At 46.5% G+C, this 18645-nt stretch carries 1 protein-coding gene (only partly in view); it reads right to left on the bottom strand.

Translation table 11 applies throughout. The features are described from left to right. Positions 1-18645, bottom strand: partial view of a tandem-95 repeat protein gene (locus tag MTBPR1_RS17915; protein ID WP_069185580.1) — the beginning only. Its footprint begins 25479 nt before the window's first position; the window shows 18645 of its 44124 coding nt (coding positions 1-18645); its start codon is at positions 18643-18645; its stop codon lies beyond the left edge, outside the window.

Here is an 18645-nt window from a genome sequence, read left to right as displayed (position 1 = left end):
GAAAGCCTGCTGAATAATGGCGACCTCACCACCGCCAAGATGTTCAACATTACTAACAAAACTTGCCGTACCCCCAGAGACATATGGGATCTGTTGCTGGGCTGTAACTTCCGTATTGTCGGCATCAATAATTTTAATGAAAGACTCACCGCTATAGTGATCTGTCCAGACAAGGGCAAAATCTTCCGTATTATCGTTATTCACATCACCGATACTAAGGATACTCAGACCACGCGGGCTACCATAATCATCAACCGTAATACCAAGTGCGGTTTTTGTATCGACATAGGCTTCCCCACTGTTGACACGAACCTCAGCCATATAGCCGGTTAACGTTCCGTCATCATCCTCAAACCAGACAGCCTGATATTTACCGTTTTCTTTTGCACCGACATTAAAGGAATAAATATCGCTATCTTCTTGAACCGCAAAAATGGCACCGAGCTTAGCTTCATTGTTCCCATAAAGCTGACCGTATAAATTCCCCTCTGCCGTCCAGAAATGTGCAAATGAGCCATCATCATGGGCAACAGTCGCGCGCATTTCTACAGAGGCATAATCAGGTGAAACAACAACATCATCAGCAGAGGATGAAATACCTGTAAAGGTCGGCACATCATTTACGCCAGCCAAATTAATCTGGAAATCACCAACAGATGTCGTGGTCCCATCAGAAACCGTAATTTGCATGGCAACCTTGCCAAAGGCATTTGGCTCTGGTGTATATGTCCATACACCGGATGTGGCATTATATGACGCTGTGCCCGTTGCAACAGAAACATCTGTGATAGAGAGGCTATCACCTTCAATATCAACAAAAGCGCCAAGAATATCAGCGTCACTAAAGGTCATTTGTTGATCTTCAACGCCCGATAGCTTGATGACAGGAACAGGGGTGTCCGTACCATTCGTTGTAAAGAGGCGTGTTTCAACTGTTGAGCTGCTTGTGGCATGGTTTGCCCAGGAGACAAGAACCGTTCCATCATCAAAAGCTTCAACCTGCGGTGTGTTTTGATTATCCACACCATCTGCATTGACTTGGAACTGAGAACCTACCTTGTTACCAACTGTATCGTAACGTTGGCCCTGAATAGAGTCCCCACTGCCATCAAGTGCATTTGTGTCACGCCAGATAACAAGGAAACCACCATCACTCAAGGCTGTTACTTCAGGCGCATCCTGATAACCCGTTGTTGCTGAATTAATCAAGAAATCCGATTTGACAATATCACCGCTTACAGGGTCAACCATTGAGCCATAAACGCCATGAAGGCTACCATCTGATGCAGAGTCATCGCGCCAGACGAAAACAATTTTGCCATTTTCAAGCTGCGTCATATCCGGCACATATTGTGCGGGCGTATCGTTTGTGCTCATCGGCTTATAGCTGATGGGGGCATAGACTTCTGTCAGGTTATTTGTCGTACTATCATAATCATAAAGAGCGAAATAGTTATCGCCGTTTGTATTATCCGACCAAGCAAACATCACCTGCTCGCTATCAAGAAGCATGATATCACTTGGGTGTTCGTTTAATGTACCCTGCCCGATTGTAATCTTGGAGCCAAGCTGGTGGCCCTCTTCGGTGATTACTTGGGCATAAATAACTTCACCAACGTTTGTATCACTCCACATCTGGACATATTTGTCCTCACTTAGATGCGTGATGCCGGGGTTGCGTTGTGGGCCACTGCCCCCATCAATAACAAATTCTGGCTCTCTCAGGTCTGCACCAAACTCATCCACACCGATCTTTTTAGTATGGATGTTATAGTCGCCATCAATGACCTTTTCCCACGTAACCATATAGCCACCATCAGGCGTGGTCGTGGCATAACTGGTCCAGAAAGCGTAATCAATTTGATCGGATGCATCTTGTGTGATCTGGAATTCATCACCGATTTGATTGCCGGACTTATCAAACAACTGTCCGTACATATCCATATTTGTATCGCCGACTTTTTTTGCCGACCAGAAAATGGCATATGACCCATCAGGCTGTTTTACGATTTCTTGATACTGAACATCATTAAAGTTATTCGCCGTTGGGATGGTTTCATCACCCACAGCTGTTGGTGCATTAGACCCATTGATATAGACGCCGTTGCCATTAACCAGATCAAGCGCACCGTCGTTATTTAGATCACCGCCTTCAATGCGATAATGACCAGAACCAACATAGGAAGTCAGGCTTTGTGTAGTGAAGTTTTCGCTACCATCATTGATAAAGGCCTGCACCCCATAATAATCAGAATTAACGATATCAATATCGCCATCACCATCTATATCGCCAATGGTGGAGAAGTTATCTGAATTATCCTGAAGGGTCCCAACATCAATGGAACTTGTGAAATTACCCGCGCCATCATTGAGATAAAGCACGTTATAGTCATAACGGTTGGTGATAAACAGATCGAGCCAGCCATCTTGGTTGATATCTTCAAGGTGCACGTCCGTACTGGCCGCATATGCGCCACCACTGCCTGCATTATCGGCTTGCGAAATATTTATAGCACCGTCAAAGCCTGTGGCATTGGCATAGAATAATTGCGCTGTCTGACCAGCCGTACCACCGCCCCAAGACCCTTGGACGATATCGTCACGACCATCTTTATCAATATCACCAGAGGCAATGGAAACAGCAGACATATTGCCAAGGGTATAATCGGTCTCAAGTGTTAACGTACCGGCATTGTTCCAATAAACCCGTGCACCAGAAGTATTATGCATTGAAGCAACGTCATTATCGCCATCACCGTCAAAATCCCCAATGGTGAGATCGCTCGTCGTCCACCATGACAGGGACTGCACTGTATTGCTCGTTGTTGCAAAAGTGAAAGTTTCATTGCCATTGGCATCAACACCAGAGACACCTTGATAGACATTAGGAATAACAGGTGAACCTTCACCGCCTTGGGTATAGTTCAAAACAATATCTAGATTATCGTCCCCAAATAAATCACCTAATTGGAAGCGACCATAAATGCCATAGCCACTATCAGTCAGTGCAACCTGTTCATTACCCAGATTACCAGCACCATCGTTAAGACGAACTTTTACATCCCCATCAGAAACATAGATGAGATCATTCCAGCCATCTTGGTTGAGGTCGGCAATTTTATGGTCATCTTCATGAGTCGCGCTGAGATCAATTACTTCTTTATAGAACTCAGGTGTAGCTGAGGCTGATCTAAAGGTCGGAGCATCATTGACATCGGCATAATTCAGATTGAAATTACCACTCACACCATCTCTACCGGATGCACCTGTAAAGGCAATAGATTGCACATTGGCAAATTCAGCCGTTGGCACGAATGTGAAAGTTTCAATATAGCTATCGTAATATAACGTACCGTTTGCGAGCGCTTTACCTGTTGTAAGTGCTGTACTCGTTAAGGCTTCCCCGGCAACCGTAGAAATGGTCACATGGTCATTATCCACATCTGTAACCTGCCCAATCAAGTCATCCAACGTAAAGTTAACAACCTGATCTTCAACCGCGGCGACTTGTAATGGAGTCACAACAGGGGCGTCATTCACCGGATCAAGCTCAATTACAAAATCACCCGTTGAAGATAACGTGCCATCACTGACTGTGACCTGCATTTTGACCTTACCAAAGTCATTGGCAACAGGCGTATAAGTCCATGTATCATTGCCATTATAGGTGATCGTGCCTTCTGTGACCGTGACATCACTTGCCGGGTTAGCAATATCAATTGTGCTACCTGTATCCACATCTTTAAAGAAGCCAACCAACTGTGCCTTACTAATGGTAAAGGCATAATCTTCTGAAGATTCAATGATCTGAAGGGCAACAGGTGTCTCCACCCCATTGGTGGTAAAGGTGCGTTTTACAATGGAGGTCGCATCAGATTGCGCGCCCGTGTCATTTGCCCAAACAAAAGTCACAGTCCCATCATCATGTGCAATCACATCAGGGCGATATTGATTGCCTGTCGTATCACTTGCAACGGTGAATGGTTCACCAACAGAAACACCTGCACTATCAAAGCGCTCAGCCCAGGTCTCAAAACCACCTGAATCAATTGCCCAAGTGAGGATAAAGCCGCCATCTGGCAAGGTCGCAATATTGTCATATGAATCTGAATTTGCAGGCAAGCTGTCTTTCAGCGTTACTTCGCTTGTGACAACGCTATAGTCAAACGGATCAATGACCATGCCATGCAATTCACGCGTAGAACCGCCATCATCCACATGCCCCCATGTGATCAAGAGATGACCGTTTTCTAGAATATCAACAGAGTTACCAGACTGTGCATCTGCGGCAACAGAGCCTAAGGTCACCGCATCAATTGAATCAACCCATTCGCTGGCAATCTGATCATAATATTTAACCTGAAGCTGGCTATTGCCTGAAGCGTCATCAACCAATAAGGCAAACTCACCAAAGCCCAAGGCCGTCATAGACTTGATGGTTGAACCTGATGCTACCGTATAATCAGCGCCACTGATCACAGTCCCCGTCTCATCAATGATACGGATCGTTGTATTATCAAAAGTCAGCCCATAGGTATCATCGCCCAAATCCTTGATCGTCGGGCTATCCTCAGCCCCTGCATCATTGGTTATGCGCAGATCAATAATACCATCCATTTCTGGATGACCATCCACGACAGGAATTTTCTTGGCATAAACATCCACTTCGCTACTTGAACCGATAGCAGACATCCATGTGAGCATATAACCGCCATCACTTGTGGTGGTCACAAAGTCCCCGCCTGCACGTAATGTTTCTGTGAGGATATCGTCTTTATCCGATGTTACAAGGAACTCATCACTGGTTGGGTTACCATCGCTATCATAGAGCTTACCATAAACATCCGTATTGGTTTTGGCTGCGTCTTGTGCATACCAGAAGACACCATATGAGCCATCACTTTGCACAACGGTTGTCACATTACCGATGGAGGTTTGAACCAGATGAGAAACGCTTTCATCATGACCAATAAACAGATTAGCAAGATCAAGATTGTTTGTTGAACCATCTACAAAACTTGGTGCACTGTTAATTGTTGGTGTTGTATTGCCCGTATTATCTTCCACTGCTGTTGCAGTACCAGATATGGCATCATTCAATTTCCAGTTAGAAACGAGGCCTGAAGCATCGCTATCAACATAACCGTCTTTTGTTTCAATAATCTGTTCTTGTGTGCGTGCTGTATTCCATACACGCATATCTGCCAAATGACCTGCCGTAAACAGGTTACCCGCAAAGCCAACATTCAAGGCAGAAACACTACCACCCGTGGCTGATTGCGTTTCAGGGCTATAACTAAGTGGCGTACCAATTTCCACACCATTGACATAAAGCGACCAAGTGCCCGCTGTGTCATCACGAACAGCTGCCATATGGGTCCATGTATCAGCTGTTACAACACCAGTCGTGGTTAACGTTTCAACATTCGTCCCTGCACCGGTTTCATGCCCATATTCTACAGCACCATTTGTTTGAACATTCAGGTAATAAAGGATATTAGCATCTTCAGTTTCGCCTGCCCCGACAAAGCTGAAGAGGGTGTGAACCGAACTTGAAGCGAGGTCAAGATTGACCCAGCCTTCAAGGGTTAAATCACCCGTAATAGCGAGGTTATCATTGACCCCGCGCCCAGCAACAATACCATCATCAACACCATCAAACAGCAGTGAAGCCGTTTGCTCATTAAACGGTGTAAATTCTGGTGCGTCATTTACACCTGTGTAAGTCAGGCTAAAGTTCCCGCCAATGGCGTCTGAGCCAGATGTCCCGCTAAAGGCAATCTGCTGAGTGCCATCAAATTCTGCATTCGGTGTGAAAGTAAAGGTCTTGCTGGCACTATCATAACCAAGCACACCGTCTGTGAGTGACTTATCCGCACTATCAAGTGAGGAAAGCGTTTCACCCATCACCGTATCAATGGTGACCGTATCAAAATCAGGGTCATCAACCTGTGCAATAATATCATCCAGCGTGAAGGTAATCACATCACCTTCATCGGCGCTCAGGTTCATGAAGGTTACTTCTGGTTCATCATTTACCGCAGAGAATGCAATCTGGAAGTCACCCGTTGTGGTTGTTGCCCCATCACTGACCGTGACACTCATGGATTTCTTACCAAAGAAATCTAAAGGCGGTGTATATGACCACACACCAGCAGTTGCTGAAATAACCACTCCATCAATCATTAACTCAGTGATTGAAAGTGAATTCCCCTCAATGTCATTGAAGAATTCTAACAGATAGCTTTCTTCAATATTTAGCGTTGTATCTTCTTGGTGATAGATTTCCTGTACAGGAATAGGCGTCTCTGTGCCATCAATTGTGAAGCTGCGCTGTTCAATATGGTACGTACTATCTTGGTCCTGCCAAGAAACAACAAACTTACCCTCACCCACATTGACAATCTGCGGTGCGTTTTGAACACCTGTTGTACCTGCATTTACAACAAATTCGCTGCCAATCGGGTTGCCCTGTTCATCAAGACGCTGCCCCAAAATGCCATAACCGTTACCATCATCCGGGCTCTGCCAGACAATGACCATACCACCATCATCCATGGCGGCTATTGATGGGACTTCTTGTGCGCCTGCTGTTGTTGTATTGACATGAATATTGGACTTGGCAACCGTACCATCACTATTAAGAAGTGTAAGATGAATGCTGAAATCACTCTCGCCCTGGTCTGTCCCCAGATTAGGCCATGTAATCGCAATTTTCCCATCACTCAACACCGTGGCTTCTGAAAAGCTTGAGTTAGTTGTACCTGTTGGACTTAAAGTCTGATCCGCAACAACTGCTGTTGAGGAGTCATAGTCGTAAATAGAGTATTTAGTGGTCCACTTACCAGATACCGAGTCTGTATAAGTTACCAAGAAACGACCTGAACCAAGATGCAACATATCACTCTGGTTTTGCCACGTACCAACTTGTGGAATTTCAAACTCAGCCGTTACCTCAGCGCCCGTTTCATCAACAACCTTGATATAAGTCCCATCATTAGAAGATGAACGAGCATCCATCCACGCAATGGCAAACTCTTCTTTATCATCACCTTGAACATCCCCAAGCGAGATAATAGATGGACGTTGTTGTGCACCTGTGGTTCCGGTATTAACTACGAAACTATCACCAAGGGAGGCATCAACCGCAGAAACAGTGACTTTTTTGGCATAAATTTCAGTTTCATCCGTGCCCGGTGCACTCCAGACAACCATATAGCCACCATCTTCCGTGACCGTTACATTTGGATAGCGCGCATCAGTTTGAGCTGTATCATTAACTGTAAATTCAGTCCCAAACTTGTTGCCACTTTCATCAAACAACTGACCCATCACTTGGAATGTGCTCGCTGATGTAGCCTTCATCCAGAACATGCCGTAAGACCCGTCTGGTTGGGACACCATGTCAATAGCATCAATACGATCAACGGCATGTGTTCCACTGGATGTAGAAACAAGCTCATCCCATGCATTTGAGTTCAGGTCACTTCCACTGGCCCCTTGGATAGTCCCATCCCAATTATTGGCTGTTTGGTCAGTCGCTGTGCCATCATCAAAGTTATAATGCCAGCGAATTTCGCTATCTTGTGAAGTCGTATTGCCTTGATAGGCATTGGCAATATCTGCCTCGCTTAGGCGCGCATCCCATACTTTAATATCATCAATGGCCCCATCCAAGGCAAAGTATGGCGTTTCAATAGAATCAAACATACCGATGCGGGGGTCAATTGTATAAGTATTATAAGTCGGTTCCAGATGCGGAACGGTTGGAATGCTAAATCCACTGCCCGTTTCTGTTTTATCCAGCTCACCATTAATATAAAGACTTGCGCCTGTACTATCAAAGGTAACGGCAACATGTGTCCATTCCCCTTGTGCAACTGATGTATCAGAAATAATCTGCGTGCCACCATTACCAAATACAAGCTTACCCGCTGGTACCGTATAGCCTTTTCCAGCTTCATACGTCCCCACACCAAAGAAACCACTGGAAGAGTGGAAATCTACTGGCATGGTCATAATGGCACTACCGCTGCCATTCGTGCCATCGCCAACATCATTCAAATAAACCCAAGTGGCGAAGGAACCTTCAGGCATTGTATTGATCTGATCATTACCCATCTGGATGTAATCATCAACGCCATCAAACATCATGACCTTCTGACTGCGACCTACAAACGTTGGTGCATCATTTACATCTGTTACCGTCTGGCGTGCAAAGTTGGTATCTAGCGAGAATGGTACTGTCGTGTCATTAAGGTCATAGCCTGTGATATCAACACTATCACCTGCTGCAAGCGGATTGCTTTGCCCATCAACACCTGTGCCATCCCAAAGGCGGAAAGTAAATTCTGGGTCTGTGCCGTTATATTCAGGATCACTTGGTGCAAAGCGAACGCGGGCATCTTCATTTAAGAGAAGCGCACTATCTTCACCAACGTTTGAGCCTACGATTTCAGTCCAGTTAACGCCCTCATCAAGGGAATATTCCCATGTACCATAGGTCTCATCCACACTGGTAATCGCCATGCCCAATGTATCACCATCAGGATCATCTGTTGCTGAAGAACCAACAATCAGGTCTTTAACAGTTGTACCCGCAGAATATGGGTCACCTTCTAAAATGGCTGTTAAATCCGTATAGACCGCTTTTGTGGCAAAGACAGGCTGATCGTTTGTCAGGGTCAGGCTGAGTGTTGAGGTGATTTTTGCAGATGTTCCACCAAGATCATCGCTCAGCGTCATAGAAATAAGACGGTCATCCGTATTGGGTGCATCAACCGTTGTCTTATAAGTAACTGAGGAAATCGCCGATTGGAAATCACTAAGTGAGGCTGGCCCTGTCAGGCTCAGCACCCCAGTTGTGGCATTATAAGAGGCTGTAACCGTGCTTGGCATTGAATATTCAAGCAAGTCACCTGTTTGGAAATTCTCAATGGTGATGGTCGCTGATTGCAGCGCTTGGGCTGTATCATCTTCAACCAAATCAACATTTTCAAAGACAGTGCTCGCAGCCCCACCCTCTGTATGTGAAACAGAAAGAGACGTTGCAGGAGAGCCTGAAATTTCAAATTCTGGTACATCGTTTGTACCTGTGACCGTGATGGTAATATTACCCGGCGCTGAAGGGGCCGTGCCATCAGTGACTTTATATTGGAAAGTCACCGTGGTTGTTTCACCCTCTGGCAAATAATCAAACGCACCTGCTGCTGGGGTAAAGTTGATTAACGCATCACCTGATGTATTCCATGTGGCTGTACCAAGGGTTTTGCCTGTGGAATCACCATTTGAATCAAGTTCATACACAGTGACAGAACCATCGGTTTCAGCCGTTGCGCCATTACCATCGCCAATAACGCTATGGATGGAAATCGCATCCAGATCAACATCCGTATCATTAAGAAGAACACTTACATCAACAGAAGATACTTCATCAACGATGGAGCTAAAGTCATTGACCGCAACCGGTGCATCATTTAACGGATCAATGGTTAGGGTGACGTTGGCAGACGCGATCTTTTTCGTCCCACCAGAAACCGCATTACCATCCTTATCCAAGTTACCATTGGAAATAGTATAACTAAATGTATCGGACCCGCTGTAATCCTCATCCGGTGTATAGCGTACCAGCCATGGCTTGTTTGCATCATATCCCGTGTCACCAACCTGAAGAATGACAACCGTACCATGGGCAGGGTCACTAACCTGTTCTAAGAAAATATCACCGCTATCAGCACGTCCGTCAGCCAAGCCACCATTTTGGGCAAACAGGTCAATAATGATGGATGTATCTTCATCAATGCCTGTGATTTCATCATCATAAGCTTTTGGCGTGGCTTCTGCGGCTGCTTGTGCATCAGCCAAGGCTTTTTCCGCATCCGCTTTTTCACGGATTTGGTTATATTGTTCCTGAACCGCCTGAATATCCCCAAAGAGCCCTTCAATAATGGATCGTTGGGCTTCCAAGATGGTTGTCTTGGTTTCGATATTGGCCGCTTGGTCCTTGGCGATTTGGGCTTGCGCCTTCGCATCGGTTGAATTCGCATTTACCGTTTCTGAGGCATTTTGCGCCAGTTTCAAATGACCCGTCGTACCATCAAAAATCGCATTATAATTGGTATCAACATCGCTCTTTGCTGCTTCTAACTGAACGACAAGGTCGCTTGCATCATTATCTACCGTCTCAATCAGGTCATTTACATCGTCAATAACATCTTGGCTATACCCACTTGAGCCATTGGTGACCCAATCAGCCATTGTGTTTTTGATAGAAGTCGCAAGCGCACTTGCCAGATCATAAAGACCCGTTGAAGTGCTATCGGAAATATCATCTTCAACAGATTGTGCACGTTGCGCCGTTTCTTGGGCCGATGCGTAAGCTTGATCTGTTTCAGAATCAATCGCTGCAATGGCTTGTGCGCGCGCTTGTGCGGCATCAATTCTTGCCTCGATAAAGTCGTTAATTGCACTAACAGATGCATCCGCTTGATCATAAGCCGCTTGGGCTTCAGCCACACTTTGAATGGCCTCATCACGCAAGTTGCTAATTTCAGTAAAGGCATCTTGGGCGGTATCGCGTTGCGCAATTGCCACCGCATTCGCATTTGCCCCTGCATTGGTTACTGCCGTTTGTGCATTCGTAAGTGCTGTTTGCGCCAAGCCATAGGCCGTATTCAACTCTGCCAGTTCTGCTTGGGCCGTTGCTAAATGCCCTTGCTCTGTCGTTGTATTATAAATGGCATCGCGCGCCGCAACAGCTAAGGCATATTCATTTGCCAATTGCGTGGCTGGGTCCGCATTTGGATTATTATCCATATCAGTCACAGCCGCATCAACTTGATCAGCTGCGGCCTGACCTTGTGTTACGGCTGCTGTGGTTGACGTCTTGATACTATCAAGGTCAGATTGCGCACCATCAACAGAGGCCCCATCCCCATCAATTTGGGTCTGAACCGTTTTTGCATAACCCGCAACTTCTTCAGAAACATCAAAGATCGCGCGGTTGCTTGTGGCACTTGTTGTTTGCTCTAAGACCACCGTTGCAGCAGCGTCCGCATCAGTTTCGGCTTCTTGTGCGTTTTTACGGCTCCTATCAGCTGCGCTATTTTCATCCAACAGCGTCTTGGCATTCGTTTCTGCATCTTTGCGATATTCAGAAAGAGAATCACCATTTGTATAGGCCGTTTGCGCCTTAGTTACCGCGCTTTGAATCGCTGTATAAGCCGCATCGGCCTTATTAGCACTGACAACTGCGTCTTCCCAAGCTTTCTTGGCTTTGGCAATTTCTGAGGTCAGGTTGGAGGCGGTTGCATTATTGGTATCTTCACCCAAAGCACGTTGGGCTGAGCTATAGGCTTGTTCAACAGACTCTTTGGCTTCGAGGTCCGTAAATGGCCCTGCACCAAACACAATGGTTGATGCGCTATTCGTAATAAGTGCCTTAGAAGCATTTAGGTCCGCAACTGCATTATCATAGGCAATCTTGGCAGCATCGGCATCGCTACGTGCATCTGTTGCAACATTTGCTACACTATCGCGCGCTGCAATGGTGGCGTCATAATCGGCCTGACGGGCAGCTTCTGCGGCAGCTTGGGCAGCAGCTTCGGCTTGAGCCGATTGAATTTGCTTAATGCCACCAGAACTGGCGGCGGCTTCTGCGGCTTCTTGTGCAGCTGTTTTCGCATTGGTGTTGGCATCACTTGCGGGTTGCAATTCAGCCAAGGCAGCTTCTGATGTGGTTGCCGCATTCAAATCTGCCTGATTGCCTTTTAAGGTTTGCAGGTTTGTCGCTGCTGATTGTGCATTTTCAATCGCCGTTTTCGCATGACCTGCGGCATCAAGGGCAAGGTCTGCAGCACTGGCTGCAAATGAGCCACTTGTCAGGTCAGCAATGAAATCATTGATATTTGTAACGCTTGATGTAAGTGAGGCAACCACACCCTCAAGATCAGCATTTGAGCCATGGGCTAGAAGGTCTGTAATATTTTGATCTGTCGGGTCCGTTGCATCTTGTGACCAGTTATTTACCGCTGTGCGCAAATCATCTGCATCACTTAAGGCTGTGACCAATGTTTGCAAGGCTGTTGTGAGCTTTGTCCCCAAAGCCGCATCACCAGAAACGGTGACCACGTTACTATTATCAACTGAGGCCCCATCCACAAGGGAGATCACCCCATCCAAAGCATCCTTTGTTGCCTTAATCGCATCATAAGCGGCATCAACAGCTTTTTCAGTTGCGCCTTCAGTACGTTCAACAGCGGCGGGGAATTCGTCTTTAATGTCTTGTACGACACCTGCTGTGATGAAGTCTGCTTCACGTTTTACATCCAAGATAGATTCAAGGGCTTGTGCGGCCTCACCTACTTTAGAGACTAATTTTTCATAGACACTATCAATTTGCGAAGATTGCTTTTCAGCCAATTCGATATTGGAAAGTACCGATTGATACTTACTTACAGAGTCAACATGAACAACATGTGTCCCGCCTGTACCTACATTCACCCAATCAAGGGAACTGTCGGGCAAATCAGCGATTTCACCAATGTTTGAACCATCACCCGGCAGGGCTGATTTTAAAACATAGAACTTCTCAATCGCCGGATCATTACTGTCATTAACCGTATCAAGCGCAGTCGTTGCATTGTTTTTCGCAGTCAAAGCAGAAGCCAAGGCCGTTTGTGCCGCAGCATATGCCGTTTGCGCAGAAGTTACATTTGCATCAGTAATATTTGCAACAGTGACTGATGTAAGCTGGTTTAAGGTCACCAACTGTGCATCAATCACATCGGTTGAATCGGTTGAAGATGTGGCACTATCCAATGTGGCATTTGACGCTGTCATCACATCAAGCGCGTCATCAACCGTGCTTTCTGCCTGCAAGTCAGCCGCCAGACGACCCAATGTTTCAGTCGCAGCAGCAGAAGCCGCTTTGGCGACCAAGTCAGCAACCTGTTGAGCTGCAGCAACAGCAGCGCTCAAGGCCGCACTTGCTTCACCTTCGGCAACCGTTACCTCACTGGTAGCAGCCGTGGCAGCTTCATTCGCCGTTGTATAAGCGTTTGAAGCATTTGTTGTCGCCGCTTTTGAGGCTTTTAGGGCGTTCACCCAAATGCGCAATACCGCTTCACGTGTCGCACCACTTAAATCAAGGGCATCAAGTTGATTTGCCGTTAAGGTCGCAAGGTCGGCCGGAACTGCCACACCTTCACTTGTCATCTCATTTGACAAACGCTCAACCGCCGCCGATTCAGAATCTTTTTGTGACTCCCATGAGGCTTTTGCCGCTGCAGCATCAACTTGCAGCTTCACCGCACCGGGCTTACCATTACCACCAAATTTAGCTTCATTTACCGCAGCGATTGCCAGCTCAGCATTTGCATTTGCAATAGCGACAAGACCTGTTGAGGCATCAGAAACCGCATCAACATCTGCTTTTGTTGAAACCACATCTGCACTTGCCGTACCTGCGCGCCATGCATTGGCAGCATCGGCTGAATTACTGGCTGTTTGTTTTGCAGTAAGTGCAGTTGCTAAATGACCTTGCGCATCGGTTGAGGCACTTGATGCACGCGAGGCCGCAGCCAGAGCTTCTGACCCATGGCCCGCAGCCTCAGTTGCTGCAGAGGCCGCAGCAGATTCAGCTTCTTGTGCGGCTTGAGACGCTAATTCATATTGCGCATCAGCAACGGTTTGGTTTGCACGTACCGCTGCTGCTTGTGCAGCTTCGGCATAACTTTGGGCAAGGGCAGCTTTTGTTGTCGCCAGATCAGCAAGCTCACCTGTCTTCTTAATGGCAGAAGCCGTTTCTTGAGCTTGGCGCTCAGCCTCTGCATCAATTGCTTCTTGAGCTTCTTTTGCTGCTTTGGCCGCTGCTTCTTCAGCTGCTTTTTGCGCGGCTTCAGAAAATTCTTTCGCATCTAACTTAGCACCAATTAAATCTTTTGCCGACGTTGATTTAGAAAGAGCATAAGATGTGTTTTGCGCGGCGTTTTCAGCTTGAGATGCTGCAATACGCGCATCCCCGGTGTCCGCAGAAGCGGTGGAAAGTTGCACGGCAAAGTCGGAATAACCATTTGCCGCCAGCTTTAAATCAGCAAGTAAGCTTTCTGCGCTATCAGCTGCTGTATCTGCATTAGTTGCCGCTGTTTGTGCTTTTGTGTTTTCGGCATCAATCAAAGCCTGATTGTTTGAAACCGTCGTAACACTTGCTTGTGTTAAGTTCGCATCATCTGGCTGCAAGCTTTCCAATGGTTTAATAACAGCCAAGTAATCATCTGTTTCCAGCTTAGCCAGTTCAGCCGTTGCTTCGTTAGTTGCTGCTGTTTGTGCCAAAGTATCGATTTGACTGACAAGCGCATCAACAACAAGCCCGGATAACTCAATGACTTTATCTTCGGCTTGTTGCACCAATGTTTGTGCCTGAACTGCAGCAGCCTCAGCATCTTCGGCAATTTTAGTTGCTTCTTTTGCTTTTGTTGTTGGGCGAATGGAATTACTCAATGTCTTGGCAGACGTTGCCTGCGCACGGATTTGAGTAATTAATCCATTAATTTCTGTTTGAAGGCCCGTTGCCTCGCCATTTACATCGGTTTTTGCCGCCTGTGTCATGGCATTGGAAAGTTTTGTCTCCAGCACTGTGGCTTTATTATCCGCATTCACCGCATCTTCAACCGCACTTTTTGCACGATTAGTCGCTGCTGTTTTCTGCTCACCTTCAACGGCTGTTACCGCTGTATCAACAGCGCTTTGAGCGGTTGAGATATCACCGTTGGTTTCACGCGCCACAGCCAATTCATTGTATTTCTGAGCAGCCGTTAACAGCTTTTCAATGGAGCCATCTTTTGTGAAATTAACTGAGCCCCCTGCAAAGTTGTCATAGCTCTCGCCACTGGCTTGGCGCAGGGAAAGAACGATATCAAAAGTCGATTCAATAGAATCATAACGTTCTTGCCAATCACTTGGCGTTGCCTTGGCAAGGGCATAATAATCAGCATGGTTTGTGGCAAGGTCATCATTGGCTGGATTAAGCTTTGCGGCTTTACCTAACGCATAAACTGCATTTTCCAATGCTGTATCTGCTGCTGTTTTTGCTGTTTGCACCGCCGCAACAGCCGCAGCTGTAATGGTTGAGTCGGCAGCCCCATCAAGAGAGGCCGCATAAGCTGCATCCACAGCTGTTTCAGCATCGGCAACGGCTGATAATGCATCACTTAAAGCACTTGAGACCAGATCTTCCTGTAAGGAAAGTTCAAGTTCAGCCTTGGCTTCAGCAACCGCTTTACCAACTTCAAAATATGATTCGTAATAAGAAAGTTTTTGCTGAGCCTCAGAATAAGCATTTGATTTATCGAGGAAATCACCAAGCTTACCTGAATCATTACTATCATTAGGATCACCCAGCAACGTTTGGCGGGCTGTTTCTTCTGCACCTAAAGCATTATTATATGCTGTCTCTTTGGACGTATAGTCACCTTCAATATTATCGCGCGCCGTCTTTGAGGCATCAAAGGCAGCTTCCCAAACATCCGTAAGTTCTTTCGCAACCTTATCAATTGTATCTGAGGTTTGCGCTGCTGTTTTTACGGCCTGTGCATTATCGGCTAAATCCGTATTTTGCGGGTAATCATCAGCAATACCTTGAATGGCATTAGTCAATTCAGTCTTTGCTGTGGCAGTGGCTGCAATACCTTCATTAATTTCTTTAACCGCCGCACTCAAGGCTGCTGTTGGTGTTGTGCTATCATTAACAACAGCTGTCAGCTCATCATCAAAAGCTTCCTTCAAGGCAGTTTTTGCTGTTGCAAGTGATCCTCTGATGGCTGTCAGGGCCGTATCAAAACTATTTAAGTAAGCAAGTGATGTTGTTTCGCTTGCATTGGTCAATTCTGTTTTTGCCGTATCAACAAGGGTTTCAAGCTCAATCAAATAATCGATAAAGTCCTGGAAGTCCTGAATATCCTGATCTTTTTCAGCATCTGTTTGTTCCTGCGCCCCATCAAAAAGGCCAGAGCCATCAACACTGCCTTGCAAGGTTGTCATTTCAGTGGTGGCTTGAGCCAGTTTTGTTTTAGCCGCTGCTAAGTCAGAGCCGATAGAACCACTCAGGCTCGTTTCAACCAATTCAAATGTTTCATTTAACGCATCAAGTGATACAGCCGCCGTATCAATGAAAGTCTCATTGGCTGTTTCAAGTTCTTCTGTGGCGTAAGATTTCACACTTTCCAAAGCCACATTGATGCGGTCTGTTAAAACGCCGTAAGTCGCTTTCACAGTGACAAAATCGATCAAAGGCTGGAGAACTGCGGCTGATTTATCCTGTAAATCAGTTACCGCAGAAGATAAATCTGTCTTGGCTGTATTGTAGGCAGTTGCCCGTGTTGGAACCGCATTGGTCCAAGTTGTCAGATTTGTCTGTGCATCACCATCAATGTAATCAAGATATGCATCATCACTTTCTGCAGACCCTTTGGCAGAACTAATATCATTAAGCAGTTCACGGAAAATATCTTCATTTTCTGAACGCGATTTGACCAGCGAGTCAGCAACACGTGAATCAGCTAAGTCTTGGAAATCAGAATAATATTTAGAAATTGCCCCATTACGTAGATCTTTTAACGTATCGGTCAGGCTTGATGCGCTTTCAAAGATAGGTGATGCGGTGTTCTTAACCGTTGTCACATCATCTGATGCAAGGGCACTAAAGGCACTGTTGCTGATTGTATTGGCAGAAGTCACAACGGTTGTGACCGATGTCAGCACAGATTCAAAGCTTGTTAATTTTGAACCATCAGATGACTGAACATTATTTACGGCCGTAACAACATCAGCGAGTTCACTATTTACGGAAGTCAAAAGATCGGATGTGGCAGTAACATCAAATGTTGCACCTGATGCCGTAAGTTGTGCGTTAATCAGCTCATCATCACGCGTGGCGATATAAAGCTCGGCAGCGGCATCCAGCGTCAAACCGTGATAGTCTTCTTTACCGGTGGTTAAAGTGCCCCGCCATGTATTGAGGTTTGCTTCATTAGCAAGCAAATCCGTAACCAGCTCTTTCGTGGCTTCATTTACCGCATCAATAGTTTGTTTAAGGATATTTGCTGTTTCCTGAATGGCAGCCGCTGCGGCCTTAATTTCATCAGCAATGGCCTCAAGTTCTTCACCTGTAAGCCCCTCACCCGTTGCCGCATAAGAAATGCCTGCCAGTTCTTTAATTCCATTTGCTGCTGTTGATACAGCAGTAGCTGCCCCAAAAGAGTCAAAACCTGCATACAAAACATCTTTTACGGAATCAACGGTAATGCTTGAGGTATTAAACTGTTTGGAAAGTGTATCAACAGAGGCTGTTTTGACAGTTCCATCGTCATTTTTATTCTGAATACCGTTAAAATCATTTCTAAGTTCTGTAACGGTCGTTTCCGCATTAAGCGCCGTATCAGAGGCCGCTTTTGCCGCCGCTTCAGCTTCTTGCAATGCAGTTTCTGCTGCAGCATATTCGTTAAACTCTGCAACGGCTTCCTCAACCGCCTTTTTAACCGCTTGTTGGATAAGTTCTTCTGTTTCAGCAAAAAAGGCAGCGACATCTAATTGTGTTTGCGCTGCGACCTCAGCAAAGTTATTCAGGAAATCAGCAGCGTCGAACTGGTTCACATCTGTGGTGTTGAGCTCGACTTCTGGATCATTTTGCGCATCAAGTTTTTCTTGTGCTTCTTGGGCAGCAGATGAGATTGAAGCTGCCAGCACACCGGCTGATGCCATCACGACAAGGGCGTTTCCGCCCAAGGCGACGATTTGGTCCACCGTCCCGATGACGACGTCACTCACGCCAGCAGCTGTTGCCGTCACCATGCCGTTTTCAACGTTGATGGTGATGGTTTCCCCACTTGAGGAGGTTACGGAAATTTCACCGACCGTACCGTCAGCTTCCCCAACAAGGGCAGCACCCAGCTGACCATTGGTCATGCTCAAAACACCACCAGTACCGCGAATACCAATGGTCGCAACCGGTGTGGTAATCTGCATGGCATCGGGATTAACCTTGGCAACCGCTCCAGACACAAAGCTCATGGCGCCAGACAGGATCGTCATGCCGATGGCACCATTTTGGTCGCCCGGATCATAGACCATCTCATCCAAGATCATGCGGCCATCTTCACCAAGCGCGAACGTGGTTTCATCGGCAAAGACAATACCGACAGCGCCACCAGCACCTGTGATCAGCTCATCACCTTGAAAAACGGCATCTCCAACAGCGAGAGTTTCGCGGGTACCGTCAGCGCGCAGCACTTCAACGACACCTTCTGCGGTTTCAACAGAACCGATGGGTTCTGCCAAGGCTGGGTCTGCGGCTTGGGCAACTTGGTTAGGCGCAATAGGGCCTGCAAGTTTGCTCACAATATGGGCGGGCAAGTCCACATTGTTGGCAAATGTCAAAACAGGTGATTGCGGGGCTGCAAAATAATTTGTGACAAGCACAGTCTCACCACTTGATGAGGTGAGTTGCAAGTCAGGACCTTGTCGATCAAACTGAACAGTTGCAATATTGACTGCATCTGGAAGCACAACTTTCGCGTCTACTGCATCCAATACGAAATCGGCAGTACGAGTATCCCCGGACTGTCCGTTACCACGATCAAAATAATTCAT

Source organism: Candidatus Terasakiella magnetica, from assembly GCF_900093605.1.
In the GTDB taxonomy this organism is placed as follows: Bacteria; Pseudomonadota; Alphaproteobacteria; order Rhodospirillales; family Terasakiellaceae; genus Terasakiella; species Terasakiella magnetica.
Note: the sequence above shows the minus strand (reverse complement) of the source record. Positions and strands in the feature narration are given on the sequence as shown.